Raw genomic sequence first — 24355 nt, 5'->3', positions numbered from 1 at the left:
ATGGTCAGTGGACGGCGCGAAGTGCGTCCAACTTGGCTTGAGCAAGCGACTGAATGGCGGCGTGCCCCGCGTTCTGGCGAGCGATCTCGATGGCGAAGTCCAGCATCTGCACGGCTTCCTCGGTCTGCCCGACGGCCGCGAGGCATTCGCCCGCGCGAAGCAGCGGCGCTGGCGTGGGCGCTTCACCTTCGAGCAGTGTGCACAAGCCGAACAGGCGGACGGCGAGTTCTGGCCGCCCCAGCCGCTGCAGGCAACTGGCAGCCAAAAAGGCGTGTCGCGATGGCATGTTTGGATTCGAGACGAGGTACAAGGCAATGGGCAGCGCATTGCGGAAGTCGCCGGCGTGGCAAAGGGCTTCGCCGATGGCAAGGAGCTTCGCGGGATCGCGATCGATCGGCGTGCCCCCTTTCTTCTCGGGTTTGTCGCTGTGGTCAACGATGCTGCGCAGTTCGCGAGTCAGCGTCGCGACGATGCTGGCAGTCTCGGCATCCGAGGGCTCCGGGTGATGATGGTTCAAGTTGATTCCGCGAGTTTTGGCGAAATCTGAGTAACAGATCAGGAACAGAAATTCCGCGGTGCGCTGCGACGAACCCAAGGCATGCCATGAGAAGGGCAACAGCCGATCGAGCGTTCAACCCGGGCCGCTGCGCAACAACTCCTTCAGGCTCCGGATCCCGAGCCGTCGGAATGCCCGGTACTGGTGGGTTCTCACCGTCGTGAGCTCGATGCCGATCTCACGCGCCGCCTCTTTGGCCGTCCTGCCGGCCATCAGATGACCGATCACCTCGCGCTCGCGCGGGCTCAGGGCCAGCAGGCGGCTGCCCAGGTTCGGCTCGCCCGCTTCGCGCGCTGCCATCGCGCCGCGTCCATGTGCCAGCGTGGCGTCGGCCAGCAGCGTGGCATGGGCCTCCAGCAGCGCGAAGTCCATGTCGCCGAATTCGGGCTGTGCCAGGCTGCGGTAGAAACTCACCGCCGTGCGCTGGCCGGCGGGCGACAGGAGCAGGACCGAGGCGCGTTCGCGGATGCCGACGTCGCCATAGCAGGCCGCGCGGTAGTCCGGGTCGGCCACCTCGTCGGCAAGCTGGTGGCCCAGCCACAACTGGGGGCGGCGCGGCAGTTTGCGCTTGGCCAGCCAGACCATGTTGGGGTCCATCCGGTCGAAGCGCTGCGCGACGTAGCGCTCGGCGGTGCGCTCGGCGGTGCTGCCGTAGTTGCTGGCGGCCGAGACCGTCTCGATCCGGCCGTTGGCGCTGACGGCGAACACGGTACAGAAGGTCACGGGCAGCACCTTTTGCAGGGCGCCGAGGTAGCTGGCGGCCAGGTGCGGCGTGCCGATGCCGGCCAGCACGCCGCTCACCACCGGGGAGGCCAGGGGGCGATCGATCGGGCGCAGGGGCCAGCGTCTCATGGGAATCTCACGTGATACCAGGGTAAGTACGTCGTAAGAAGTTACGACAACTGCGACGCGGCGTCATCCGGACAATCCCGTCGCATGAACACCGCTGTTGTCACGCCCGCGCCTACCGCCCGACCCGGCGACGCCGCCACCGGCCCGCTGCCGCCCGAGGCCGATGGCCTGCCGCCGCCGGTCGGCGCCTTCCACTACACCCGCTTCGCACCCCGGCTGCCGAAGCTCGCGAACGGTATCGAAGCCGGGCGCCATCCGGTGGTGATCGCCGGCGGCGGCCCGGTCGGCATGGCGCTGGCGCTGGGGCTGGCCAACCACGGTGTGCGCAGCGTGATCCTGGAGGCCGACGACACCGTCTGCGTCGGCAGCCGCGCGGCCTGCATCTCGCGCCGCAGCCTGGAGATCGTCGAGCGCCTGGGCGCGCTGCCGGCCTTCCTCGACAAGGGGCTGGCCTGGACCGGGGGCCGCAGCTTCTACAAGACCGAGGAGGTGTTCCGCTTCGAGATGCCGCACGACGCGCTGCAGAAACTGCCGCCGATGATCAACCTCGAGCAGTACTACATCGAGCAGTACCTGCTGGACGAGATCACGCGGCGCAATGCCGCCGAGCCGGGGCTGATCGACATCCGCTGGGGCACCGAGCTGATCGGCTTCGAGCAGGACGACGAAGGCCTGACCCTGCAGGCGCGCAATGCACTGGGTGCCTACACGCTCGCGGCGGCCTGGCTGGTCGGCTGCGACGGCGGCCAGAGCTTCGTGCGCAAGTCGCTGGGCCTGAACCTCGAAGGCACGGGCTACGAAGGCCGCTACGTGATCATCGACATCGAACTGCACAGCGCGTATCCGACGGAGCGGCGGGCGTGGTTCGATCCGCCGTGGAACCCGGGCTCGACCGTGCTGATGCACCGTCAGCCGGACGACATCTGGCGCATCGACTACCAGCTGCGCGCCGGGCAGAGCACCGAGGAGGCGTTGAAGCCCGAAGCCGTGGCCGAGTTCGTGCAGCGCCATCTCGACGCCATCGGCGAAGGCCATCTGCCCTGGAACACGGTCTGGACCTCGGTCTACCGCGCCGGCGCGATGACGCTCTCAAGCTACCGCCATGGCCGCGTGCTGTTCGCCGGCAATGCGGCGCATGCCATGCCCATCTTCGGCGTGCGCGGCCTCAACTCGGGCTTCGACGATGCCGACAACCTCGCCTGGAAGCTGGCGCTGGTGACGCGCGGCCTGTCCGGCGCCGCGCTGCTCGACACTTATTCGCAGGAGCGCATCGCCGCCTTTCACATCAATGCCGAGAGCGCCATGCGCAGCACCGAGTTCATGTCGCCGCCCTCGCGCGGTTTCGACCTGCTGCGCGAGGCGGCGCTGTCGCTGTCGGGCGCGCACCGCGGCATCGCGAACCTGATCAACCCGCGCCAGACGCAGGCCGTCCGCTACGACGATTCGCCGCTGTCCAGCCCGAGCGATCCGCTGCCTTCGGGGCCGCGGCCCGGCGAGACCGTGCCCGAGCACCCGCTGGGCGACGGGCTGCACCTCACTGATTGGATCGGCCCGCGCTTCACGGTGCTGGTGCTCGGCATCGAGGGTCCCGATGCCGCCTTCGAGGCCGAACTGGCGGCCGCGCAGACGGGGCCGTTGGAGGCGGCGGTGCATCGCCTGCCGCGCGCCGCGCAAAACGCCCCGGTACTCGAGGCCATGGGTGCGCAGGAAGGCGCGGTGTACCTGCTGCGTCCGGACGGCCACGTGGCGGCGCGCTGGCGAAGGCCGCCGCCCGGTGCGCTGACGCAGGCCCTGGCGCGCGCCTCGGCATCGATCGTGAAGGAGAACGCATGAACACCCTCAGCCTCGAAGCACGCGACCGGCTCTATGCCGAATGCGCCCGGGCCATCAGCGAAGCCGGTACCGAGCGAGAATCGCTCTTCCTCGCGCGTCTGGCCCTGTTGCTGTTCGAGCAGCTCGGCGACGAAGCGCGTTGCCGGGCCGCGCTGGCCGAAGCGTTGCGCGACCTGCCGACGCCCTCGCTGTCCGCAGCGGCGGCGTGATTCCTTTTGAACGCTCACACCGAGAACCGGAGACTTGTTCCCATGGACCGCAGAACCCTGCTCACTGCCCTTGCCGCCACCGCTGCCACCGGCGCCGCCCCGCTGGTGCGCGCGCAGAACTACCCCGACCAGCTCATCAAGTGGGTGGTGCCCTATCCGGCCGGCGGCGGCACGGACGTGATCGCGCGCACGCTGGCCGAGGCCATGCGCCAGGGATTGGGCCAGCAGATCGTGATCGACAACCGGCCGGGCGCCTCGACCAACATCGGCGCCGACCTGGTCGCCAAGTCCAGGCCCGACGGCTACACCATCATGTCGGCCGACAACGCGGTGCTGGCCTTCAACGAATAACTGTTCAGCAAGCTGCCCTTCAACCCCGAGAAGGATTTCAGCTACATCGGCGCGATCGGCAAGTTCCCGCTGGCGCTGGTGGTGCATCCGGACTTTCCGGCGAAGAACTTCAAGGACTTCCTGGCTTACGTCAAGGCCAATCCCGGCAAGGTGAACTACGCCTCGCCCGGCAACGGATCGCCGCACCACCTGGCGATGGAGATGTTCAAGAACCGCACCGGCACTTTCATCACCCACATCCCCTACCGCGGCGCGGCCCCGGCGATGGCGGACGTGATGGGCGGGCAGGTGCCCTGCATGTTCCTCGACCTCGCCTCCGGCCTGCCGATCATGCAGGGGCAGAAGGTGCGGGTGCTGGCGATCGGCTCGGGGGCCCGCTCCAAGCTGCTGCCGGACGTGCCCACGCTGGCAGAAGTGGGCGTGCCCAACACCGAGGTGTTCGCCTTCCAGGGGGTCCTGGGCCCGGCCGGCCTGCCGGCACCGGTGGTGAGCAGGCTGAACGCCGAGCTCAACAAGACCTTCAGCCATCCCGCGGTGCAAAAGCGCTTCGGCGATTTCGGCATGGAGGCCATGCCCGGCACACCGCAGCAATTCGCCGCGCTGTCGCGCGCGGAGTCCCGCCGTTGGGGGCCGATCATCAAGTCAGCCGGTGTCAAGCTGGATTGATATGGCCACTCATGTCACTGCGCGCGGACGTCTTCCTGCGAGCGTGTTCGCGAAGCCTTGACTGACCACACCCGCCGCGCCCGCTCATCCCGCTCAGGCGGGGCGCGCAAGGCCTACCTGGCGTAGGCTTTGCGGGAACCGTCCTCGAAGACTTCGTCGTCGCGCTCCAGCTTGCCCTCGGCATCCCAGCTGCGCTCGCGCATCACCCGGCCCTTGTCGTCGTAACTGGACTCGGCACGCAGCTTGCCTCCCTCGCCGAAGCGCTGGTGGGTGCCGATCGGGATCTGGCGGAAGCGGCTCACGACCAGGAAGCGGCCCAGCGCGGCACGCTGGCCGTTGTCGCGGAACTCGGTGATCTCCACCGTGCGCGCCTCGTTGCCCTCGCCATAGACCGCCTTGCTGCGCGGCTGCCCGTTGAGGTAGTAGCTCTCATCCGACAGGGGCTCGCCGCCCGGCCCCCAGCGCTGGTCGCGCACCAGCGTGCCCTTCTCGGAGTACTCCTGCTCGCGCTGCTTGACCGAGCCGCGTTCCGTCAGCAAGTAGGCGACCTCGCGGCGCTTCACACCCTCGGAGGACCAGCGGCGCTCGATGCGCTGGTTGCCGTTGATTTCGTCCTGCAACGAGGGCTTGCCGTTGTCGTAGAGCTCCTCGCTGCGCACGCGCTTGCCGGCCAGGTAGCTCAGCCGCGAGCGCAGAATGCCCTTGGCATCGAAGAGCTCGACCTGCGAAGCTTGGCCGCCGAATCCGCACAGTGTCGCGTCGTCGGCCACGGGCGCGAGCAGCGGCTTGTCGCCGCAGCGCAGCGCCGACAGCTGGCCGCGCTCGGTGAACTCGGCGTAGGCACGCTCGCCCGGCTCGGCGTAGAAGGTCACACGGCGCAGCTGTCCGTTGGGGTGGAAGCTGCGCGAGAGGCCGGTCTCGTGCCCGTCCTCGTAGCGCGCCTCGCGCAGCACGCGGCCGGTGGCGGGCGCGAACTCGCGTGCCAGGCCTTCGATGTTGCCGCGCGCGTTCACGCTGTGTTCCTTCGCCAGCCTGCCCTTTTCGAAATAGCGCACGACGCCGGTGAAGACGCCGTTCTGGATCTGCTGTTCGCGCACCAGCTCGCCGCTGCTTCGGTCCTTGCATCGCATCATCCCGGTCTTGCCGGCGGTCGTGTTCCCGTTGGCCGGGTTCACATGCTGGCCATTGAGCTCGCAGTCCTGCACGGCCAGTGCGGCCAGTGGATGGAGAACGAGCAGCGCGGTGGCCAATCCGGCCGGGCGCAGGAAAGCAGGCATGGCGATTCAGTCGGGAAAGGGGCTTACCCCGGTCGCGCATGGCGGCGGCGAGGTGAAATATGCTTCGAACCGAAGAGCATAGCGGCGCGGCCGCGCTCTCGATACCCCTGGATACAACACCATGACCCTTCCTCGGTGCTGGGCGCGGCCCCTGCGCGTGCTGGCCTTCGCCGTCCTGTGCGGCGGTGCCGGGGCGCTCGTGTCGGCCGGCGAGGTCGATTCCGTGCCGGCCTGCCCGCCACCCGCGCCCGCGCCGGACCTGTCGCCGGCCGCCGTCGCCGCGGCGGCCGACCACGGGTTGCTGTGGCGCATCGAGAAGGACGGCCGCAGCTCCTGGCTCTACGGCACCATGCACCTGGGCAGAGCCGAATGGGTGCTGCCGGGCCCGCGGGTCATGCGCGCGCTGACGCGCAGCGACACGCTGGCGCTGGAACTCGATCTGCGTGACCCGGCCACCGTGGCCGTCCTGAGCGCGCCCGCCGACCCGGCCCTGCGCGAACGCCTGCTCACGCCGGAGCGCCAGCGCCGGCTGGCCCGGCAGGCGGCGCTGGCCTGTCTGCCTGAAGGCGCGCTCGCCACCGTGCGGCCGATCCTCCAGGCGACCACGCTGGCCATGCTCGCCGCGCGCAGCTCGGGCCTGTACGGCGATTTCGGCAGCGAGGTCTTCTTTTCGGCCTTCGCGCACGCCCGCGGCAAGCCGGTGGTCGCCCTTGAAAGCGCGGCGGCGCAACTCAGGATGCTGGCCGGCGAGTCCGAGGCGGAGGAGGGCGAGCTGGTCGACCAGGCCCTCGAAGAACTCGAGTCGGGCCGGGCCGCCGCACTGGCCGGCGAGTTGGCGGACGCCTGGGCGCGCAGCGACTGGGCCCGGCTCGACAGCTACACCCGTTGGTGCGAATGCGCGCGCACGCCGGCCGAGCGGCGTGTGCTGCGGCGCCTGCTGGACGAACGCAACCCCGGCCTGGCCGAGGGCATCGCGCGCTTGCATGCGTCGGGGCAGCGGGTGTTCGGCGCGGTCGGCGCGCTGCACATGATCGGCCCGAAGGGGCTGCCGGCGTTGATGGCGGCGCGCGGCTTCCGCGTGACCCCCGTGGTCCCGGCGACGGGGCCGGTCGACGCGGCTCGCCGATAATCGCGCGTCCATGTCCTGCCTGCGTCACGCCCACCACCTCGGCCGCCTCGTGCTGCTGTGGTTCGTGCTGTCGCTGGGCGCGGCGATCGCCTCGCCGGTCGTGAATCCACAGGCGCTGGAGCTGGTGTGTTCCAGCGCCGGCGCCATCAAGGTGGTGGTGCAGACCGACGACGGTGTCCAGGAGATCGGCGCGAGCCACCTGGACTGTCCCCTGTGCCTGCTGACCGGCGCACCGCCGCCAGCCGTCAGGCAGGCCCTGCCGCATCCGCTCCCGCTGGGCCATGCGGTCCAGCCCATCCCCGCCGCGCGCATCGCCGCGGCCACCGCTGCGCCGCTGCCGGCGCGCGGCCCACCCGCGCTCTGAGCCTGCCGTCGTGTCCGTAGCGCGAGGCGCACCCGGGTAGGGGGGGCGCCCTGCGTTCGATCCCCTCGTCATGCACCGGCGCCTGCGGCGCCGAGGAGCGCTTTCCATGAACAAGAACACCGTGTTGTCGCTCGCCCTGGGCGCAGCTTTCCCCTGGCTGGTCGCGCCCGCGGCGGCCCAGACCGCATCCCCGCCCGCCGACACCGTGCCCGAGCGCGTCAAGTCGCTGGGCATCGTGACAGTCACCGGCGGCCAGCCGAGCTCGCTGCCCACGCAGATTCCCACCACCATCGAGGGCGTGACGCGCGAGGAGATCGAGACCCGCATCAACGCCACCGACAGCGAGGACGCGCTCAAATACCTGCCCAGCCTGCTGGTGCGCAAGCGCTACATCGGCGACTACAACCACGCCATCCTGTCGACCCGCGCCTCGGGCACCGGCAACAGTGCGCGCTCGGCGGTCTATGCCGACGGCATCCTGCTGTCCAACTATCTGGGCAACGGCATTGCCAACGGCACCAACTACGCCCCGCGCTGGGGCCTGGTCACGCCCGAGGAGATCGATCGGGTGGACGTGATGTACGGCCCTTTTTCCGCGGCCTACCCCGGCAATTCGGCCGGCGCGGTGGTCGACTACGTGACGCGCATGCCGACCCAGCTGGAGGCCCACGTCAAGGCGGGCTACTTCTCGCAGCCCTTCGCGCTGTACAACTCGCGCGACCGCATCGACGGCTGGCAGACCAGCGCTTCGCTGGGCAGCAAGAGCGGCGACTGGTCCTGGTGGATCGATCTGAACCGTACCGACAGCCGCGGCCAGCCCCTGACCTTCGCCACCGCCACCGTGGCCTCGGGCGTGCCCGAGGCCCCCGGTCGTGGCGGCACGCCGGTGGCCGGTTTCGTGCCGGGGCTCAACACCACCAACATGCCCTGGTACATCCTCGGCACCGGGAGCGCCTATCGCACGGTGCAGGACCATGCCAAGCTCAAGCTGGCCTACGACTTCTCGCCCACGCTGCGCGCGACCTATACGCTGGGCTGGTGGCAGAACACGTCCGAGGGGCGGCCCGAGAGCTACCTGCGCGATGCCGCCGGCCAGCCGGTCTTCAGCGGGCCGGTCGGCATCGCCGGGCGCGGCTACACGGTCGCCCCGACGGCATTCGGGTTGACGAACGACATGCAGACGCACTCCATGCACGGCCTCTCGGTCAAGAGCAACACCCAGGGCGAGTTCGACTGGGAGCTGGCCGCGAGCCTCTACGACTACGCGAAGGACCGCCAGCGCGCACCGACCGTCGCACTGCCGCTGGCCGCCGTCGGCGGGACCGGCACCTTGCAGGACCAGGACGGCACCGGCTGGAACACGCTGGCGGCCAAGGGCACCTGGCGGCCCCAGGGCGTGGGTGGCGCGCACGTGGTGGATTTCGGCATCGGCCGCGATGCCTACAAGCTCGCCATCGCGAAGAACAACGTTCTCGGCAACTGGCTGGACGGGCCGGCGCTGCCAGGGTCGCCGGTCAGCGACGTGGGCGGCCGCACGCAGACACTGCATGCCTGGGTGCAGGACAGCTGGGCCTTCGCGCCGCGCTGGAAGGCCGTGCTCGGCTTGCGCTACGAGGACTGGAAGGCCAGCGAGGGCTTCACCGCCACCGCGAGCAGCCGCCAGGCCTATGCCTCGCGCGGCGAGTCCCATCTCTCGCCGAAGGCGGCCTTGGCGTACCAGCTCGCGCAGGACACCGTGCTCAAGGCCTCGCTGGGCAGGGCGGTGCGCTTTCCCACCGTGGGCGAGCTGTATGGCGCCACCTCGGGCGGCGCGCTGTCCTTCATCAACGACCCGGCCCTCGAGCCCGAGAAATCATGGACCGGTGAGCTCTCGGCCGAGAAGGACCTGGGACACGGACTGGCGCGCGCCACGCTCTTCCACGAGACGACGCGCGACGCGCTCTACAGCCAGTTGATCCCGAACTCGACGGTCTCGCGCGTGCAGAACATCGACAAGGTGCGCACCACCGGCCTGGAGCTGGCCTACACCGGGCAGGATGTGCTGGCCAGGGGCCTGGACCTCGGGGGCAGCCTGACCTACGCCGATTCGAAGATCGTGGCCAACGCTGCCTTCCCCGCCAGCGTGGGCAAGTGGCAGCCGCGCGTGCCGCGCTGGCGCGCCACCGTCTATGCGAGCTACAAGCCCGATGTGCGCTGGGCCTTCACCGTGGCCGCGCGCTACAGCGGCCGCCAGTATTCGAGCCTGGACAACAGCGACGTCCATGCCGACGCTTACTTTGGCGCCAGCCGCTACTTCACCGTCGACCTGCGCGTGCGCTACCAGATCGACAAGCGCTGGTCGGCCGCCTTCGGCATCGACAACGCCAACAACGACAAATACTGGAACTTCCACCCCTACCCGCAACGCACGTACAGCGCGGAGCTGCGTTTCGATCTTTGATCCACACTTCTTTCCCGGAAACCCTGCCATGAACCATCGTCCTTTCTCCCGCCGCATCGTCCTCTCCCTGCTCCTGGCCGCGGCCGGCAGCGCCCTGGCGCAGGGGCCCGCGCCCGTCGAGGTGCGCGACGCCTGGGCCCGTGCCACCGTCCCCGGCCAGAGCGGCACCGGCGCCTTCATGAAGCTCACGGCGCCCGCGGGCGCGCGCCTGGTGGGTGCCTCCACACCGGCGGCCGGCGTGGCCGAGGTCCACGAGATGAAGATGGAGGGCGACACCATGCGCATGCGCGCGCTGGACCACAGCCTCGAACTGCCCGCCCACCAGACCGTCGAGCTCAAGCCCGGCGGCTACCACCTGATGCTGATGGACCTGAAGAAGCCCCTGGCCAACGGCAGCACCTTGCCGCTGACCCTGCAGTTCGAGGACGCGAAGGGTCAGAAGAGTTCGCTGGACCTGACGTTGCCGGTGCGTGCCGGCGCCACGCCGGCGCCGGCGGGGCACATGCACAAGCACTGAGCGCGGTCTCAAGTCCCGGCGCTTGGAGTAAGCTGGCCGCACGACAACTCTGTTCGAGGAGATCCCATGAGTGACGCCAAGCCCTTCGCTTTCAGCCAGTTCGTCCCGGGCTTCGATTTCCTGCAGAGCCTGGCGAGCGGTGCGGCGGGCGGCAGCGGCGCCGCGCCCGGGCTGCCCACGATGTCGAGCTGGGTCGCGCCGACGCTGAGCGTGGAGGAGGTCGACAAGCGCATCCAGGAACTCAAGGCGGTGCAGTTCTGGCTCGAGCAGAACGGCCATGCGCTCAAGGCCACCATCCAGGCGCTCGAAGTGCAGAAGATGACGTTGTCGACCCTGCGCGGCATGAACCTGCGCATGGAGGATCTCGCGAACGCCTTCACCCGGCCGGCGGCGCCGGCACCCGCCCCGGCTCCGGCAGCGCCCGCTCCTCGGGCTGCGGCGCCCGAACCGCCTCCAGCACCCGAACCCGAACTCGAGGCCGAGGCCGCGGCCGCATCGGAACCGGCGGCCCCGGCACCCGCGCCCAGGCGCGGCGCCAAGACCAAGCCGGCCATGGCCAACGGCCCGGACGCGGCGGCCGCCGGCGGCGTGGTCGACCCCTTGCAGTGGTGGGGTGCGCTGACCCAGCAGTTCCAGCAGATCGCCAGCTCGGCTTTGCAGGATGCTTCGCGCCTGAAGATGCCCGCCGTGGCCCAGCCGCTGGCGGACGCGGTGGGCCAGGCCATGGGTGCGGCAAGCCCGCCTGCGAAGGCGCGCCCTGCCACCCAGAAGGAGCCTGCCAGGCGCGCGGCGGCCAAGAAGACAGCGCCGCGCAAGCGGACGCGCTGAGTCCCTTTCAACCCACGCCGGGGAGCACGAGACCATGAAGCTGTTTCCGACGGGCCACGCCACCCACCCTCAATGGCGCATGGCGGCCGGGCTGGTGCTCGCGCAGCTTCGGGCACAACTGGCCCTGCCGGACTATGCGCACGCGCCCACGCTGGGCCTGCTCTACATCACGGACCACTACGCAGCGGACGCGCAGGAGATCCTGGACCACCTGGGCGCCGAGCTGCCCGAAATCACCGATTGGTCCGGCACCGTCGGCATCGGGGTGGCGGCCAACAACGCGGAGTACTTCGACGAGCCGGCCCTGAGCGTCATGTTGTGCCAGCTGCCCAGCGACCAGTACCGCGTGTTCTCCGGCGTTGCGCCGCTGGCCGGCGCCGAAATGAGCGGCTTCTCGGCCCACACGGCGCTGGTGCATGCCGACCCCGCCACGCCGGACCTGGCTGAACTGGTCGCCGAGATGGCGGGGCGCACCGACACCGGCTACCTCTTCGGCGGCCTGTCCTCGGGTCGGGCCGGCGCCCTGCAGTTCGCGATCGGCGGCAACGGCAACATCCGCGGCCACGGCGCGGCGAGGGGCGTGTTTTCGGGCGGCATGTCGGGTGTGGCCTTCGGCGAGGGCGTGCGGCTGGTCTCGCGCGTCACCCAAGGCTGCCAGCCGGTGTCGCGCGAGCGGGTGATCACGCAGGTGGAGGGCAACGTGCTGCTCCAGCTCGATGGCGAAGCGGCACTGGAAGTGCTGCTGGCCGAGTTGGGCGTGTCGCTCGCCGAGCCGCACCAGGCCATCGAGGCGGTGCGCGCCACGCTGGTCGGCCTGGTCGATGCGGGCAGCGACGGCATCCGGCGCACCGGCGATCTGGGTGCCGACGTGCTGGTGCGGCACATCATCGGGCTCGATCCCACGCGCCGCGGCATCGCCATTGCGGACCGGGCCGAGGCCGGCATGCGCATGAGCTTCGTGCGGCGCAACGCCCAGGCCGCGCGCGCCGACCTGATGCGCATCTGCGCCGAAGTGCGCGAGGAACTGGAGCCGGAAGAGCAGACCCTCGCGACCGCACGCGCGGTCGCGGCCGGTGAGGCGGAGGCCGCCCCGCACCCGGCGCGGCGCATCGCGGGCGCGGTGTACGTCAGTTGCTCGGGCCGCGGGGGACCGCATTTCGGCGCGCCGGGCGCGGAGTTGCAGATCGTGCGCCATGCGCTGGGCGACGTGCCGCTGGTCGGCTTCTTCGCCGCCGGCGAGATCGCGCGGCATCACCTGTACGGCTACACCGGCGTGCTCACTGTCTTCACGGCCGACGACTGAAAAAACGTCATCGTGGAACACTTTGCCGGGCCGCTGGTGTTGCCCCCGGGGAGGAGGTCGGCGGACCCCACGAAGTGGGGAAGCCCGGGGGGAGAACTCAATTCAGAAAGCGTTCGGCCAGCAGCACCCAGTAGGCCGCGCCGATCGCGACGTTGGCGTCGTGGAAGTCGTAGCCCGGGTTGTGGACCATGCAGGCCCCGTGGCCGTCGCCCTCGCCGGCGCCGTTGCCGATCAGCAGGTAGCTGCCGGGGACGCGCTCGAGCATGAAGGCGAAGTCTTCGCTGCCCGGCAAGGCCGGACCTTCCAGGGTGACGCGCTCGGGGCCGAGCAGCTCCAGGGCCACCTGGCGGGCGAAGTCGGTTTCGGGCTTGGTGTTGACCAGTACCGCATAGCCGGGCCGCCAGTCGACCTGCGCCCGCACGCCAAAGCTCTCGGCCTGCGCCGCGATCAACGACCTGATGCGTTCCTCCAGCCGCTTGCGCACCTCGCGGTCGAGCGCGCGCACGCTGAGTTCGAGCGTGGCGGTCTGGGGGATCACGTTGTTGGCCTTGCCGGCGTGCACCGCGCCGACCGTCACCACGGCCATCTGGAGCGGGTCGATGTTGCGCGACACCACCGTCTGCAGCGCCATCACGATGCTGGCCGCGGCCACGATCGGGTCGGCGGTGCGGTGGGGCAGGGCGCCGTGGCCGCCGATCCCGGTGAGGGTCACGGTCGCGTAGTCGGAGGAGGCCATGGCCGGGCCGTCGCGCAGGTACAGCCGCCCCTGCGGCATGCCGGGCATGTTGTGCATCGCGAAGATGGCGTCGCAGGGGTATTTGTCGAACAGGCCGTCTTCCATCATCCGCACCGCGCCGCCGCCGCCTTCCTCGGCCGGCTGGAAGATCAGGTTCAACGTGCCGTCGAAGCGGCCGCGCACGGCCAGGTGCTCGGCCGCGGCCAGCAACATGGCGGTGTGGCCATCGTGGCCGCAGGCATGCATCACGCCGGCGTGGCGGCTGGCGTAGGGCAGGCCGGTGGCCTCGTCGATCGGCAGGGCGTCCATGTCGGCGCGCAGGCCGAGGCGTCGCTGCCCCTGGCCGCGCACCAGCCGGCCCACCACCCCGGTGCCGCCGAGGCCGCGCTCGACCTCGTAGCCCCAGGATTCGAGACGCTGTGCAACCAGCGCCGAGGTGCGGTGCTCGTCGAAGCCCAGCTCCGGATGCTGGTGGATGTCGCGCCGCAATGCGATGAAGGTGTCGGCCTGCGCGTGCAATTGATCGAGAAGCGTGCTCATCGGGGTACCTCGCCTTCGGCCGCGGCATTCGCCTTGGAAACGGTCCTGCGGCTCATGTGTTCAGCTTACTGCGGCTGCAGGTTGATGGACCTGGCGATCTCCCGATAACGGGAGGTCTCCGTCTCGAAGAACTTCGCCGCTTCGGCCAGTGTCATCGGCGCGGAGGCGACCTGCGTCTGGGCGGCCAGTTGCGTGCGTACGCCTGGATCCTTGAGGGTCGCGCCGATCGCCTTGTGCAGGCGCTGCACCACCTCCTCCGGCGTGTTCTTCGGCACCATGAAACCGCTCCAGGTCTTGTAGGCGAAGTCCTTGAGCTCCTTGCCTTCGCTGACGGTGGGCACGTCTTTCAGCAGCTCCGAGCGCTGCGCGCCGAGCTGGCCGATCACCTTGAGGCGGCCCTGCTCGGCCAGCGCACCCATGGCGGCGCTGTACACCAGCACGGCGAAGTCGACCTGCCCGCCGCCCAGGTCCTGCAGCAGCGGGGCATTGCCCTTGTAGGGGGCGTGCATGAGCTTGATGCCGGTCTGCAGCTGCACCTTCTCCAGGAGCAGGTGGTAGAGCGAGCCGACGCCGACGCTGCCGTAGCTCAGGGGCTTGTCGGGCGATTTGCGGGCCAGCGCGATCAGCTCGTCGACGCTGTTGGCCGGCAGGTCCTTGCGGGCCACGAAGACCATGACCGCATCGGCCACGGGGTGCACCAGGCGGAAGTCCTCGGCCTTGAGCTTCACGGCCGCATTGGCCAGCGGCGAGAGGATCACTTCGTTGGGAGAACCCTGGAAGATGTAATGGCCGTCGGGCGGTGCCGCGAGCACCTTCTGCGCCGCCAGCGCGCCGCTGACGCCGCCGAGGTTTTCCACCAGCACCTGCTGTCCGAGCTCCTTGCCCAGCGGCACGGTGAAAATGCGCCCCGTCGCATCCGAGGGTCCGCCGGCCGGGTAGGGGACCATGAGCGTCACCGGCTTGGATGGATAGGTCTGGGCGGACGCCGCACCGGCGGCGATCAGCAGGCCGCCCAGCAGCAGGCGCGAGCGTTGGAAGAGCGAGGTCATCGGGGCTCCAGGGGTGGGTTGCCGCGAATCGTAGGAGTTGTGAATCCCAACGTCCAATGCATTGTTGTCTGCATTAGCATGAGTTCGATGCAATGTTTTCGGAGGCCCCGTCCATGACGCTGGTCCAGCTCAGGCACCTGATCTCGCTCGCGCAGACCGGCTCCTTCAGCCAGTCCGCGCAGGCCCTGCACCTGACCCAGCCGGCGCTCAGCCGGAGCATTCGCGCGCTCGAAGAGGAACTGGGCATGCCGCTGTTCGACCGCATCGGCCGCCGCAACGAGCTCACGGCCTTCGGGCGCGAAGTGCTGGAGCGCGCGCGCCATCTGGTGTTCGAGGCCGACGCACTGCGCGACAGCGGCCGGCAGCTGCGCGAGGGGGAGGGCGGTCTGGTCCGCATCGGCATGGGCTCCGGGCCGGGCGCGATGCTGATGACACCCTTCCTGATGCACATGGCGACGCGGCACCCGAAGGTGCGTGTCGCGGTGGCACGCGGCGGCACCGACATGCTGGCGCAGTCGTTGCGCGATCGCCTGCTCGATGCGCTGGTGGTGGATGTGCGCTCACTCAGGCCCGCACCCGATCTCGCGCTGGGCCTGGTGCGGGAGATGCGCGGCACCTTCATGTGCCGGCGCGGGCATCCGCTCACGCGGCTGCGCAAGGCAGTGCGCTTCGAGGCGGTGCAGCGCTATCCGATCGCCTCCACGCCGCTGAGCGACGAGGTCGCGCGCACGTTGGTCGAGGCCTATGGGCCCGAGGCGCACCCCGCCCGCTGCGTGACGGTGCAGTGCGAGGAAGTCCCGAGCCTGGTCGAGGTGGTGCGGCGCAGCGATGCGGTGCTGCTGGCGATCCGCGCGGCGGCTGCGGACCTGGTCGAGTTGAAGATGGATCCGCCGATGGATGGCGTGGCGCGCTTCGGCCTGGTCACGTTGCGCCGGCGCACGGAAGCGCCGGCGCTGGGCATCCTGCGATCGCTGATGCAGGAGCTCATGCGCGATTGAACGCGCGGCGGTACAGGCTCAGGCGCCGGCGAAAGCGAAGTCGACCTCGGGCTTCAGCCCGCTGACGATGCGTGCGATGGATTTGCCCGAGCCGCAGGCATGGGTCCAGCCCAGGGTGCCGTGGCCGGTGTTGAGGAACAGGTTGGACAGGCGGGTGCGGCCGATCAACGGGACATTGCTCGGCGTGGCGGGGCGCAGTCCGGTCCAGAACTGGGCCTGCGTGGTGTCGCCCGCGCCGGGGAAGAGCGCTTCGACGCGCCGCACGATGGCTTCGCAGCGCACACGGTTGAGGTCGCGGTCGTAGCCGTTGAGTTCGGCCGTGCCGGCGATGCGCATGCGGTCGCCGCTGGGTGAGGTGTAGCGGGAGAACACGAGCTTGTACTCGTCGTCCGTCAGCGAGACCTGGTAGGCCTTCGCAGAGTCCTTGACCGGGAGCGTGACCGAGTAGCCCTTGGCCGGGTAGATCGGCAGGCGGATGCCCAGCGGTTCGGCGTAGAGCGGCGACAGGGAGCCCATCGCCAGCACGACGGCATCGCCGCGCACCCGCTGGAAACGGCCCTCGCTGTCCGTGGCCTCGACATGGTCGATCGCGCCGCCGGCTTCGCGCAGCGCGGTGACGGTGTGGCTCATCAGGAATTTCACGCCGTCCGCCCGAGCCAGCGCCTCCAGCTCGCGCACGAAGCGGTTGGCATCGCCCGACTCGTCCGCCGCCGTGTAGGTGGCGCCGGCAAGCTGCGGGCGAATGTGGGCGAGCGCCGGTTCGATCTGCACGGCTTCGTCGGCCGATATCACGCGGCGCTCGCAGCCCAAGGCGCGCATCTGCTCGGCCGGCGCCAGGGCGGCGTCGAACTCCTTCTGCGTGGTGTAGAAGTGCAGGATGCCCTGCATGCGCTGGTCGTACTGGATGCGCTTGTCGCTGCGCAGCTCCTGCAGCAGCGCGCGGCTGTAGGTGCCCAGGCGCACGATCTGCTCGATGTTGCGGCGGGTGCGCGCCGGTGTGCATTCGCGCAGGAAGGACAGGCCCCAGCGCCACTGGCGCATGTCCGCGCGCAGGCGGAAGAGCAGCGGCGCGTCTTCCTTGCCCAGCCATTGCAACACCTTGAGCGGTGCGCTCGGGTTGGCCCAGGGTTCGGCGTGGCTGACGGAGATCTGCCCGCCGTTGGCGAAGCTGGTTTCGGCGGCCGGGGTGGCCTGCCGGTCGATGACGGTCACGTCGTGGCCGAGCTGGCGCAGGTAGTAAGCGGAGGTGACGCCGAGCAGGCCGGCGCCGAGAACGATCACATGCATTTCGAGAACCTTCGAAGTGGCGGTGCTCGAACGCGATGGAACGGAAAGCCTGCGATGAAGAACAAGCAACCAGACCGCGCGTCCAAGTTGCCGCTCCCCCTGTCCTCGGTACCTGAGAGATTCATCCGCTGCGCCCGCAACGGACTTGCTCCTTCGGTGCATCGCGCTGGGCGATGGCTCTCCAGACGGCTTTGACAGTTGGTGCAGTACAGGCCCGCTTGCGCGAGCCGACCTGAGCGTTTATGGGAGTTTGCGCCTTCGGTGGGGCCGCCTGCCGGCAGCCCGCTCTCCTGCATTGGGGCGGATTGTAGGGGGCGCCGGCCTCAGCACCAAGCGTCGCGTGTCTACTGGCGCCGGAACGCGAACTCGACCTCGGGCCGCAGGCCGCTGACGATTCGGGCGATCGACTTGCCCGCGCCGCAGGCCCGGATCCAGTTGCGCGAGCCCGGTGCGGTGTTGAGGAAGAGGTTGCGCAGCCGCGTCTTGCCGATCATCGGAAGCCCGTTGCGGGGGACGGCCAGCGTGGCAGTCTCGAAAGCGGCGCGGCCCGTGTCGACCGCGCCGGGCAGCAGGGCCTCGACGCGCCGGAGCATCGCGTCGAAACGGTCCGAATCGGGCTCGCCTTCGTCCTCGCGGCGGGCGCGCACGCAGCGGGAGACGCGCAGGCCATCACCCGCCGGCGTCTCGACACGGCGGATGTGCAGGCGGCCCTGCCGGTCGTGCAGCATCATGCGCGGCGCGCGCGTGGCATCCAGGATCGGCAAGGTCAGGATGTACTCCCGTTGGAAGTCGAGCGGCATCGGGATGCCCAGCTTCTCCGAGTGGACGACGCTGGAGGCCCCCAGGGCCAGGACGTAGGCCTGCGCCTCGAGCCTGACGCGGCGGCCGGACGCGTCCAGGGCCTCGACGTGGTCGACCCGGCCGGATCGTTCCTCGATGGAGAGCACCTGGTGCCGCGTCAGGAAACGCACACCTGCCGCGCGGCAAAGGAACACCAGGCTGGCGGCGAACTGAGCCGGATCGCGCGAGGCCGCGTCGTCGGTCGCGTGGGCGGCGCCGGCCACCGCGACACGCGTCGCCTGCAGGGCCGGTTCCAGGTCCAGTGCTTCGGCGGTCGACAGCAGTCGTTCCTCGCAGCCCAGCGCATGCCAGCGGGGCTGGCCGCTCATCCGGTTCTGGAAGGCGCGCTCGTCGGTGTACAGGCTCAACAGGCCCGCGCCGCGCGCGCCGGTGGGCACACCTACCTCGTCGCGCAGGGCGCGCGCGCTCGCGCGGCTGTAGGCACCGAAGCGCACCAGGTGTTCGAGCGGCTTCTGGTGCGACGACGGGCCGAAGGCGCCGTCCAGAACCCGGTTGATGCGGCGGCGCACATGGCGGCCCAACGCTTGCCAGCCGAGGTGTTCCGCTTGGCGCGCCGCCACCTGCTGCAGCAGGCGCGCGGCGTCCGGGTCCGGGGTCGTCTCGACCAGGCCACGGGCCTTGGCCGCCGGTGTGGCATGACGGTCGACCACGATCACTTCATGGCCCAGTTGCTGAAGGTAGTGGGCCGATGTGACGCCGAGCAGTCCGGCGCCCAGTACGAGCACGCGCATGTCCTGATCCTTATGGGATGACATGAACGGCGGGACGCGGGGCCTGGGATGCAGGCGCCCCGACCCGGGTTCCAGGTTGCCGCTCCCCCTGTCCTTGGTGCCTGAGAGATTCACCCGTCGCGGTCTCGCGGCGAATTTGCTCCTTCGGCGCATCACCCGCGGTGATGGCTCTCCAGTCGGCGATTGACGAAAGAGGCAGAGGATGAACCGTGGCGGTTCACCGGCCGGCGTCCATGGGAGATTCGCGCCTGCGGTGGGATGGCGGCGCCATCCGCTTGACTGCCGAGCCCGCAATTCTAGCTGCAACCGGTTTCATTGGCCATTCGTCAAGAGCGCCGCAGCCGCGTGAACAGTTCGAACTCCCAGTTGCGCATCCCCAAAAGCAATGTGTAGCCCTCGCGCTCCTTGGACGAAAGCTTCTGGTCGGTCTGATGCTGCTGGGCGAAGTCCTGCGCAACCCGCTGCAGACGGTCCAGGAAGGCCGGCGCCAGCGACTTGCTGATCGAGCCATGCACCAGCAGCAGGCCCTCGGCCGGTCCGTCGAAGCCGCCGCGGTAGTAGTCGAGCACCACGTTCTCGCGGAAGAAGTCCATCACCGGCCCGTGCGGACGCCACCGGAAGGTCTTGGCGAGCTTGAGCCGGTAGCGGTTGAGTGGGCGCAGCTCGATGATGCCGATGCGGTCCAGTTGCGCCAGGTAGCCGATGCATTCCGCCTCGGTGATGCGGTAGGCGGCTACGATCTGCTCCAGCGTCCATTGGCTCAGCACACAGATGGCCATCAGCAGCAGCTTCTTGTCCTTGACGACCGCCTTTTCCTGCTCGAGCGTGAGTTCCTTGAGCAAGGGCTGGGCGTCGGCGACGCGCCGCGCCAGTTCGGCAAAGTCGATCTTCAGGGCGCGGCAGATCGCGTCCACGCGTGTCAAGGGCATGTCGCCCTTGGCCAGCATGCGCTTGACGCTCGACTCGGCCATGTTCAGCGACTTGGCCAGGTCCGCATAGGTCATGCGGGCTGTTTTGAGTTCATTCTTGAGGGCCTGGATCAGATCGACGGTCGTGCTCATGGGGCGGGTATTGGTTCTTGATACCGATGGGCGTGAGAAAGTACTCCGTATCGATTCTCGATGCCTCCCGAGCCGATGACAACCTACATTCCGCCGCACCGCATCTCACCCCGGAGCCGCAATGTCCTTGTCATCCTTGTCCCGTCGCGAGCGTGCCCTGTTGTTCTTCTTTCTCGCATTGCTGCTGGCCGCGTTGTTCGGACCCGGACTCACGCCCGGGGACATGGGCGGCGCGACCTTCGCCGACGACCGTGGCTGGCAGAACCTGCCGCATGCCATGGACGTGCTGAGCAACCTGCCCTTCGCGGCGCTCGGGGTGTGGGGGCTGCGCTGGCTGCACTGGCATGACCGGACGCACGAGGATGTCCAGAACGCCGTGCCGCACCGGCTCCTCGCCCAGCCGCCTGTCAACCTGCTGGACTGTGCCTGGATGTTCTTCGCCGGCCTGATCATCACGGCGGCCGGCTCCGCCTTCTACCACCTGCAGCCTGACGCGCTGCGTCTGGCGGCCGACCGCGCCGGAATGACTGTGGCCTTCGCCGGCCTGATCGGATGCGCCGTGTGCGAGCGGATCAGTGCGCGGGCCGGGTGGGCGGCCGCCTGGTTCGTGCTCGGCGGTGGCCTGCTGGCGGTGGCCGTCAGCCAGCAGACGGGCAACGTGCTGCCGTGGGGCCTGGTTCAGTTCGGCGGCATGGCGCTGGTGCTCGTGCTGGCGGTCTCCAAGCCCGTGGAAGGCGCCATCGGGCTGCGCCTGGGTTGGGTGATCTTCTTCTACGGCCTGGCCAAGCTGTTCGAACTCGGTGATCACGCCATCTACGAAGCGACGCAGCACTTCGTGTCGGGCCATAGCCTGAAGCATCTGACGGCGTCGCTGGCGGCCCTGCCCGTTCTGCATGCGTTGCAGACCATGGGGCGCGAGACGCTGCGGCACAATCCGGGCGCGGCCGCGGTAACGGCCTGAAGGGACACTCGATTGACCATACCCGCCGATGCCGCCACGTTGGCCGGCGCGCCCGAAGCGGGCGCGCATCACGCCAACCAATTCGCGCTGCTGGGACAGCGGCGCTTCGCTCCTTTCTTCTGGACCCAGTTTGCCGGCGCGGCGAACGACAACCTGTTCAAGTTCGCCTTCACCGTGATGGTGACGTACCAGCTGCAGCTGGCCTGGATGCCGCCGGCGATGGCGGGGCTGGTGATCGGTGCGCTGTTCATTCTTCCGTTCCTGCTGTTCTCGGCTACCGCGGGGCAGCTCACCGACAAGCACGACAAGACGAAGATGATCCGCTTCGTCAAGAACCTCGAGATCGGGATCATGGCGCTGGCCGCCTGGGGCTTCCTGCGCGCCGACGCGGTGCTGCTGCTGGCCTGCGTATTCCTGATGGGGCTGCACTCCACGCTTTTCGGGCCGGTCAAGTTCGCCTATCTGCCGCAGGTGCTGGATGCGCGCGAACTCACCGGCGGCAATGGCATGGTGGAGATGGGCACCTTCGTCGCGATCCTGCTGGGGCAGGTGGCCGGCGGCCTGCTGGTTGCCCTCCCGGAGGTGGGTCACGCCACCGTGGCGGTGGCCTGCCTGCTGCTGGCCCTGATCGGGCGTGGCGTGGCCCAGGCGATTCCGCCCGCGCCGGCGACCGACCCGAGCCTGGTGATCAACTGGAATCCGGTGAGCGAGACCTGGCGCAACCTGCGCCTCGCGCACGGCAACCTGGTGGTGTTCCGTTCGCTGCTGGGCATCTCGTGGATGTGGTTCTTCGGCGCTGTCTTCCTCAGCCAGTTCCCCAGCTTCGCCAAGGAGGTGCTGCACGGCAACGAGCAGGTCGCCTCGCTGCTGCTGGTCGTGTTCTCCGTCGGTATCGGCATCGGGTCGCTGCTGTGCGAGACGCTGAGCCGCCGCCAGGTCGAGATCGGCCTCGTGCCGCTGGGCGCGATCGGCATGAGCGTGTTCGCCATCGACCTCTACTTCGCGTCCCGTGCCCTGCCGCCGGCCGGCGTGATGGGGCTCGCCGGCTTCGTGGGGCTGCCGGCGCATTGGCGCGTGATGGCCGACCTGGGCCTGCTGTCGCTCTTCGCCGGCCTCTACAGTGTCCCCATGTACGCCCTGATCCAATTGCGCAGCCAGCCCACGCATCGCGCGCGCATCATCGCGGCCAACAACATCCTCAATGCGTTGTTCATGATCGGCAGCGCCGTGATCGCCGGGGCACTGCTCCAGGCCGGCTTCACGATTCCGCAGATCTTCCTGTTCACCGGCATCGCCAATGCGGTGGTGGCGTTCTACATCTTCATGCTCGTGCCGGAGTACCTCCTGCGCTTCGTGGCCTGGGTGCTGACGCATCTCGTCTACCGCTTCGACGTCGAGGGCGAGGACCACATCCCCGCCGAGGGACCGGCGGTGCTGGTGTGCAACCACGTGAGCTTCATCGATGCGGTCCTGTTGATGGCCGCCAGTCCGCGGCCGATCCGCTTCATCATGGATCACCGCATCTTCCGCGTGCCGGTGCTCGGCTGGTTGTTCCGCCTCGCCAAGGCGATCCCGATCGCACCGCAGAAGGAGGACCCGACGGCCTACGCCCGGGCCTTCGCGCAGGCCGTTCAAGTGCTGCGCGAGGGTGATCTGCTCGCCATCTTTCCCGAGGGTGCGATCACCCGCGACGGCCAGCTGCAGGCTTTCAAGGGCGGCGTGATGCGCATCCTCGACGATGCGCGCGCCGAGGGGATCGAGCCGCCGGTGGTCCCGATGGCGCTGACCAACCTCTGGGGCTCCTATTTCAGCCGCATCGAAGTCCGCGACGGCGAGCAGGTGGCGATGGTGCGCCCCTTCCGGCGCGGCTTCTTCAGCCGGGTCGGACTGCGCGTGGGCACCGCGATGCCGCGAGCCGAGGTGCAGCCGGAGGCCCTGCAGCAACGCGTGAGCGCGCTGCTGGGCAGCCAGCCGACCTGATGTATTCCCTGCCTGAGGCGTTCTGGTACGCGATCACCTGGTTCGGTGACAGCGGCTTGCTGCTGCCCGCTGCGGTGTGGATCGCCGTGTGGCTTGGCGTGCGGACGGTCACGCGGCCGATCGCGTGGCGATGGCTCGTGCTGTTCGGCACCGCCGGCGCGCTGGTGGCGCTTTCCAAGATCGCCTTCATGGGCTGGGGCATCGGCAGCGCCACGCTCAACTTCACCGGCGTCAGCGGGCACACCATGCTGGCGGCCAGCGTCTGGCCGGTCGCGTTCTGGCTCACCGCCGCGCATTGCGCGCCGCGCGTGCGCTTTTCGGCTGCGACGCTGGGTTGGACCTTCGCGGTGCTGATCGGCCTGTCCAGGCTGGCGATCTTTGCCCATTCCAAGTCCGAAGTGGCGGCCGGCTTCGCGCTGGGGGCGGCGGTCAGCGGCCTGTTCCTCTGGCGCCAGCACCATCGGCCGCCTCCGCGGCTGCATTGGGTCCTGCTGCTCATCAGCATCGCGTCGCCGTTGGCCTTCCTGCGGCCCGGTACGCCAGCCCCCACGCACGACGTTCTCAGCGTGATCGCGGTGCGCCTGGCCGGCATCGAGCGGCCCTTCACGCGCGACGACCTCCTGCGGCGGCGGCAGCAGCGCGCCAGTATCGAATAGGGATACCTGGGGCGGCGGTAGCTGCCACCAGTGCATCAATTTGAACCTCGCCGAGGGAGCGCGAACCATCATCCGCGCACCTTCACTACGCCGCGAGGCAGTCATGCAACCCTCCTCTGCCAACGTCCTCATCCAGCGCGACACCCGTGCCTGGCAAGTCCAGGTCTGGGTCTCCTTCGGGCTGGCCGTCTTCCTCTGCGCAACGGGCCTGGCCTGGCTGCCTGGGCAGGCGCTGGACCGGGCCTTCATGGTGATGGGCTACATGTTCTGCCTCTCGGCCGCCTTCGTGCTGGCCAAGTTCGTGCGCGACGGCCAGCGCGGCGCCATCGCCGGCGCCGGCGACACCCCGATGTGGAAGCTCGTGGTCTGGGGCGGCTTCTTCGCCGCCATGGGCCTGACCGGCTGGGGCCTGCTGCGCATGGAGATCAGCGAGACCTACAAGGCCTTCCTCGGCGTCAGCTGGCTGTTCCTGATCAGCGCCGCCTTCACGTTGGCCAAGACGCTGCGCGACCGCCACGAGGCCGATCTTGCCGAGGCACACCTGCAGGGTCGCCGCGCCGCCCGCGCCGAAGCCGGCGAAGGGCAATGAAGTCCCCATTCCTTTCCCAACCCTACCTTTCCGGAGAACACATCATGAAGATGAAGACGTCCTTCGCAACGGCCCTGGTCGCGGCGTGTGCCGCGCTGGGAGGCGTGGTCGCCCCGCTTCAGGCCCAGGCGCAGAGCGAGGCCTCGGCGGCGCTGTCGATGCTGCCGGTGGCCTCGGTGGTCGGCGCCGCGTCGGTGACCGGGAGCGCAGCCAGTGCCGCGGCGGCCGTGCCGGCGGCGCTGTCGGTGGCCGGATCGGCGCTGACGGTGGTCGCGATCGAAGCCTCCGTGGACGGCACGGTCTACCTGCTCGAACGCACCGTCGACGGTGCCCGGGCCAGCGTCAAGGTGCTGGGGCGCGCCGTCCACGGCAGCGCAGTGGCGGTCGGCACCGTGGTCACGGTCAGCGTGATCGGCAGCGGAGTCGTACTGTCGGCGGCCGGCGAAGTCCTGGCTTTCGTCCCCAACGCGATCGGCCGCGCCCTGCTTTACAACGAGAGGCTGTCGTGAGGAGGCTGCAGACCAACTTCGGCGACTACGAAGCCGACTACCGCAGGCGCGTGCCACGCATGCGGCGCTGGC

At 69.3% G+C, this 24355-nt stretch carries 22 protein-coding genes, 1 pseudogene and 3 riboswitches; of the genes and pseudogenes, 15 read left to right on the top strand and 8 right to left on the bottom strand.

Annotated features, from left to right (window positions below):
* Positions 1-4: 4 nt before the first annotated feature.
* Positions 5-616 (bottom strand): hypothetical protein, encoded by a 612-nt coding sequence (locus ABEA07_RS26065; protein WP_345541551.1) that lies wholly within the window; start codon positions 614-616, stop codon positions 5-7.
* A gap of 15 nt (positions 617-631) precedes the next feature.
* Positions 632-1408, bottom strand: coding sequence for a response regulator transcription factor (locus ABEA07_RS26060; protein WP_345541550.1), 777 nt, complete (start codon positions 1406-1408; stop codon positions 632-634).
* Positions 1409-1492: 84 nt separating this feature from the next.
* Between ABEA07_RS26060 and ABEA07_RS26055 the strand changes: the two genes are divergently transcribed.
* The 3 genes and pseudogenes from ABEA07_RS26055 (at position 1493) to ABEA07_RS26045 (ending at position 4467) form a co-directional block, all read left to right on the top strand.
* Complete coding sequence (locus ABEA07_RS26055; RefSeq protein ID WP_345541548.1) at positions 1493-3241, top strand: FAD-dependent monooxygenase; 1749 nt, start codon at positions 1493-1495, stop codon at positions 3239-3241.
* Positions 3238-3450, top strand: coding sequence for a hypothetical protein (locus tag ABEA07_RS26050; protein ID WP_345541547.1), 213 nt, complete (start codon positions 3238-3240; stop codon positions 3448-3450). The genes ABEA07_RS26055 and ABEA07_RS26050 overlap by 4 nt, the downstream gene beginning before the upstream one ends.
* A gap of 42 nt (positions 3451-3492) precedes the next feature.
* Positions 3493-4467, top strand: a pseudogene (locus ABEA07_RS26045) (Bug family tripartite tricarboxylate transporter substrate binding protein).
* A gap of 113 nt (positions 4468-4580) precedes the next feature.
* Here the strand turns inward: ABEA07_RS26045 and ABEA07_RS26040 are convergent.
* Positions 4581-5744 (bottom strand): toxin-antitoxin system YwqK family antitoxin, encoded by a 1164-nt coding sequence (locus tag ABEA07_RS26040; protein WP_345541546.1) that lies wholly within the window; start codon positions 5742-5744, stop codon positions 4581-4583.
* A gap of 121 nt (positions 5745-5865) precedes the next feature.
* Between ABEA07_RS26040 and ABEA07_RS26035 the strand changes: the two genes are divergently transcribed.
* The 6 genes from ABEA07_RS26035 to ABEA07_RS26010 all read left to right on the top strand — a co-directional run bounded on the left by ABEA07_RS26035 (position 5866) and on the right by ABEA07_RS26010 (position 12325).
* Positions 5866-6873, top strand: a complete 1008-nt coding sequence (locus ABEA07_RS26035) for a TraB/GumN family protein (RefSeq protein ID WP_345541545.1) — start codon at positions 5866-5868, stop codon at positions 6871-6873.
* 10 nt (positions 6874-6883) lie between these two features.
* On the top strand, positions 6884-7237 hold the full coding sequence (locus ABEA07_RS26030; protein ID WP_345541543.1) for a DUF2946 family protein: 354 nt from the start codon (positions 6884-6886) through the stop codon (positions 7235-7237).
* A 106-nt stretch (positions 7238-7343) separates the two neighbouring features.
* Positions 7344-9677, top strand: coding sequence for a TonB-dependent receptor (locus tag ABEA07_RS26025; RefSeq protein ID WP_345541542.1), 2334 nt, complete (start codon positions 7344-7346; stop codon positions 9675-9677).
* Positions 9678-9705: 28 nt separating this feature from the next.
* Positions 9706-10194 (top strand): copper chaperone PCu(A)C, encoded by a 489-nt coding sequence (locus ABEA07_RS26020; protein ID WP_345541541.1) that lies wholly within the window; start codon positions 9706-9708, stop codon positions 10192-10194.
* A gap of 66 nt (positions 10195-10260) precedes the next feature.
* Entirely contained in the window at positions 10261-11022 is a 762-nt protein-coding gene (locus ABEA07_RS26015) for a PhaM family polyhydroxyalkanoate granule multifunctional regulatory protein (RefSeq protein ID WP_345541539.1), read from the top strand.
* A 34-nt stretch (positions 11023-11056) separates the two neighbouring features.
* Complete coding sequence (locus tag ABEA07_RS26010; RefSeq protein WP_345541538.1) at positions 11057-12325, top strand: FIST signal transduction protein; 1269 nt, start codon at positions 11057-11059, stop codon at positions 12323-12325.
* Positions 12326-12422: 97 nt separating this feature from the next.
* On the opposite strand, the gene ABEA07_RS26005 is transcribed toward ABEA07_RS26010, so the two are convergent.
* Together ABEA07_RS26005 and ABEA07_RS26000 are read right to left on the bottom strand one after the other, a co-directional pair.
* Positions 12423-13601, bottom strand: a complete 1179-nt coding sequence (locus ABEA07_RS26005) for a M20 aminoacylase family protein (RefSeq protein ID WP_345541537.1) — start codon at positions 13599-13601, stop codon at positions 12423-12425.
* A 65-nt stretch (positions 13602-13666) separates the two neighbouring features.
* A complete protein-coding gene (locus ABEA07_RS26000) occupies positions 13667-14650 on the bottom strand; it encodes a tripartite tricarboxylate transporter substrate binding protein (RefSeq protein ID WP_345541536.1) in 984 nt (327 codons plus the stop codon).
* Positions 14651-14763: 113 nt separating this feature from the next.
* Between ABEA07_RS26000 and ABEA07_RS25995 the strand changes: the two genes are divergently transcribed.
* The gene (locus tag ABEA07_RS25995; RefSeq protein WP_345541535.1) at positions 14764-15648 is read left to right on the top strand and encodes a LysR family transcriptional regulator; all 885 of its coding nucleotides are present in this window, start codon (positions 14764-14766) and stop codon (positions 15646-15648) included.
* Positions 15649-15666: 18 nt separating this feature from the next.
* On the opposite strand, the gene ABEA07_RS25990 is transcribed toward ABEA07_RS25995, so the two are convergent.
* From ABEA07_RS25990 to ABEA07_RS25980, 3 genes are all read right to left on the bottom strand, one after another.
* Entirely contained in the window at positions 15667-16935 is a 1269-nt protein-coding gene (locus ABEA07_RS25990; protein ID WP_345541534.1) for a D-amino acid dehydrogenase, read from the bottom strand.
* Between the two features lie 89 nt (positions 16936-17024).
* A riboswitch (glycine riboswitch) is annotated at positions 17025-17130 on the bottom strand.
* A gap of 4 nt (positions 17131-17134) precedes the next feature.
* Positions 17135-17238, bottom strand: a riboswitch (glycine riboswitch).
* A gap of 41 nt (positions 17239-17279) precedes the next feature.
* Positions 17280-18527, bottom strand: a complete 1248-nt coding sequence (locus ABEA07_RS25985) for an FAD-dependent oxidoreductase (protein ID WP_345541532.1) — start codon at positions 18525-18527, stop codon at positions 17280-17282.
* 78 nt (positions 18528-18605) lie between these two features.
* Positions 18606-18713, bottom strand: a riboswitch (glycine riboswitch).
* A gap of 140 nt (positions 18714-18853) precedes the next feature.
* The gene (locus ABEA07_RS25980; protein ID WP_345541531.1) at positions 18854-19588 is read right to left on the bottom strand and encodes a helix-turn-helix domain-containing protein; all 735 of its coding nucleotides are present in this window, start codon (positions 19586-19588) and stop codon (positions 18854-18856) included.
* A 121-nt stretch (positions 19589-19709) separates the two neighbouring features.
* Between ABEA07_RS25980 and ABEA07_RS25975 the strand changes: the two genes are divergently transcribed.
* The 5 genes from ABEA07_RS25975 (at position 19710) to ABEA07_RS25955 (ending at position 24283) form a co-directional block, all read left to right on the top strand.
* Positions 19710-20549 carry a hypothetical protein gene (locus ABEA07_RS25975; protein WP_345541530.1) on the top strand — a complete coding sequence of 280 codons (840 nt, stop codon included), beginning with the start codon at positions 19710-19712 and terminating at the stop codon, positions 20547-20549.
* A 12-nt stretch (positions 20550-20561) separates the two neighbouring features.
* Positions 20562-22529, top strand: a complete 1968-nt coding sequence (locus ABEA07_RS25970) for an MFS transporter (RefSeq protein WP_425584173.1) — start codon at positions 20562-20564, stop codon at positions 22527-22529.
* Complete coding sequence (locus ABEA07_RS25965) at positions 22529-23185, top strand: phosphatase PAP2 family protein (RefSeq protein ID WP_345541528.1); 657 nt, start codon at positions 22529-22531, stop codon at positions 23183-23185. The genes ABEA07_RS25970 and ABEA07_RS25965 overlap by 1 nt, the downstream gene beginning before the upstream one ends.
* A gap of 103 nt (positions 23186-23288) precedes the next feature.
* A complete protein-coding gene (locus ABEA07_RS25960) occupies positions 23289-23774 on the top strand; it encodes a YiaA/YiaB family inner membrane protein (protein WP_345541527.1) in 486 nt (161 codons plus the stop codon).
* 50 nt (positions 23775-23824) lie between these two features.
* On the top strand, positions 23825-24283 hold the full coding sequence (locus ABEA07_RS25955; RefSeq protein WP_345542189.1) for a hypothetical protein: 459 nt from the start codon (positions 23825-23827) through the stop codon (positions 24281-24283).
* The last annotated feature ends 72 nt before the right edge of the window (positions 24284-24355 follow it).

The organism is Variovorax defluvii (assembly GCF_039541515.1).
Lineage (GTDB): Bacteria > Pseudomonadota > Gammaproteobacteria > Burkholderiales > Burkholderiaceae_C > Variovorax > Variovorax defluvii.
Note: the sequence above shows the minus strand (reverse complement) of the source record. Positions and strands in the feature narration are given on the sequence as shown.

What these genes read in the sequence shown, in the direction of transcription:
- ABEA07_RS26060 (WP_345541550.1), bottom strand. Translation starts at nt 1,408, where the DNA reads ATGAGACGCTGGCCCCTGCGCCCGATCGATCGCCCCCTGGCCTCCCCG.
- ABEA07_RS26055 (WP_345541548.1), top strand. Translation starts at nt 1,493, where the DNA reads ATGAACACCGCTGTTGTCACGCCCGCGCCTACCGCCCGACCCGGCGAC.
- ABEA07_RS26050 (WP_345541547.1), top strand. Translation starts at nt 3,238, where the DNA reads ATGAACACCCTCAGCCTCGAAGCACGCGACCGGCTCTATGCCGAATGC.
- ABEA07_RS26040 (WP_345541546.1), bottom strand. Translation starts at nt 5,744, where the DNA reads ATGCCTGCTTTCCTGCGCCCGGCCGGATTGGCCACCGCGCTGCTCGTT.
- ABEA07_RS26035 (WP_345541545.1), top strand. Translation starts at nt 5,866, where the DNA reads ATGACCCTTCCTCGGTGCTGGGCGCGGCCCCTGCGCGTGCTGGCCTTC.
- ABEA07_RS26030 (WP_345541543.1), top strand. Translation starts at nt 6,884, where the DNA reads ATGTCCTGCCTGCGTCACGCCCACCACCTCGGCCGCCTCGTGCTGCTG.
- ABEA07_RS26025 (WP_345541542.1), top strand. Translation starts at nt 7,344, where the DNA reads ATGAACAAGAACACCGTGTTGTCGCTCGCCCTGGGCGCAGCTTTCCCC.
- ABEA07_RS26020 (WP_345541541.1), top strand. Translation starts at nt 9,706, where the DNA reads ATGAACCATCGTCCTTTCTCCCGCCGCATCGTCCTCTCCCTGCTCCTG.
- ABEA07_RS26015 (WP_345541539.1), top strand. Translation starts at nt 10,261, where the DNA reads ATGAGTGACGCCAAGCCCTTCGCTTTCAGCCAGTTCGTCCCGGGCTTC.
- ABEA07_RS26010 (WP_345541538.1), top strand. Translation starts at nt 11,057, where the DNA reads ATGAAGCTGTTTCCGACGGGCCACGCCACCCACCCTCAATGGCGCATG.
- ABEA07_RS26005 (WP_345541537.1), bottom strand. Translation starts at nt 13,601, where the DNA reads ATGAGCACGCTTCTCGATCAATTGCACGCGCAGGCCGACACCTTCATC.
- ABEA07_RS26000 (WP_345541536.1), bottom strand. Translation starts at nt 14,650, where the DNA reads ATGACCTCGCTCTTCCAACGCTCGCGCCTGCTGCTGGGCGGCCTGCTG.
- ABEA07_RS25995 (WP_345541535.1), top strand. Translation starts at nt 14,764, where the DNA reads ATGACGCTGGTCCAGCTCAGGCACCTGATCTCGCTCGCGCAGACCGGC.
- ABEA07_RS25990 (WP_345541534.1), bottom strand. Translation starts at nt 16,935, where the DNA reads ATGCATGTGATCGTTCTCGGCGCCGGCCTGCTCGGCGTCACCTCCGCT.
- ABEA07_RS25985 (WP_345541532.1), bottom strand. Translation starts at nt 18,527, where the DNA reads ATGCGCGTGCTCGTACTGGGCGCCGGACTGCTCGGCGTCACATCGGCC.
- ABEA07_RS25980 (WP_345541531.1), bottom strand. Translation starts at nt 19,588, where the DNA reads ATGAGCACGACCGTCGATCTGATCCAGGCCCTCAAGAATGAACTCAAA.
- ABEA07_RS25975 (WP_345541530.1), top strand. Translation starts at nt 19,710, where the DNA reads ATGTCCTTGTCATCCTTGTCCCGTCGCGAGCGTGCCCTGTTGTTCTTC.
- ABEA07_RS25965 (WP_345541528.1), top strand. Translation starts at nt 22,529, where the DNA reads ATGTATTCCCTGCCTGAGGCGTTCTGGTACGCGATCACCTGGTTCGGT.
- ABEA07_RS25960 (WP_345541527.1), top strand. Translation starts at nt 23,289, where the DNA reads ATGCAACCCTCCTCTGCCAACGTCCTCATCCAGCGCGACACCCGTGCC.
- ABEA07_RS25955 (WP_345542189.1), top strand. Translation starts at nt 23,825, where the DNA reads ATGAAGACGTCCTTCGCAACGGCCCTGGTCGCGGCGTGTGCCGCGCTG.